This window comes from Niastella soli (assembly GCF_017742245.1).
Taxonomy (GTDB): domain Bacteria; phylum Bacteroidota; class Bacteroidia; order Chitinophagales; family Chitinophagaceae; genus Niastella; species Niastella soli.
Genome location: NZ_JAGHKO010000028.1, coordinates 1 through 570, shown reverse-complemented (window position 1 = coordinate 570; position 570 = coordinate 1). Strand labels below are relative to the sequence as shown.

1 rRNA gene is annotated in these 570 nt (G+C 49.1%); it reads right to left on the bottom strand.

The annotated features are described in order from the left end of the window. A 23S ribosomal RNA gene (locus tag J7I42_RS34980) occupies positions 1-570 on the bottom strand; the annotation flags it as partial.

Here is a 570-nt window from a genome sequence, read left to right as displayed (position 1 = left end):
GTTTGATGCCCGATTATTTTCCGTGCAGGACCTCTCGACCAGTGAGCTGTTACGCACTCTTTAAATGAATGGCTGCTTCCAAGCCAACATCCTGGCTGTTATAGAAGTCCCACCTCGTTTGATCAACTTAACCATGTATTAGGGACCTTAGCTGCTAATCTGGGTTATTTCCCTCTCGGCCACGGATCTTAGCACCCGCAGCCTCACTCCCGGAGAAATTTGCTAGCATTCGGAGTTTGTCAGGGTTTGGTAGGCGGTGAAGCCCCCTAGCCCAATCAGTAGCTCTACCTCTAGCAAACATCTATATCCGAGGCTGTTCCTAAAAACATTTCGGGGAGAACGAGCTATCTCTCAGTTTGATTGGCCTTTCACCCCTATCCACAGGTCATCCCATAGCTTTTCAACGCTAATGAGTTCGGTCCTCCATTGTGTGTTACCACAACTTCAACCTGCCCATGGATAGATCACAAAGTTTCGCGTCTACCCCCACTGACTAAACGCCCTATTCGGACTCGCTTTCGCTACGGCTCCGTAACTTAAGTACTTAACCTCGCCAGTGAGGAGTAACTC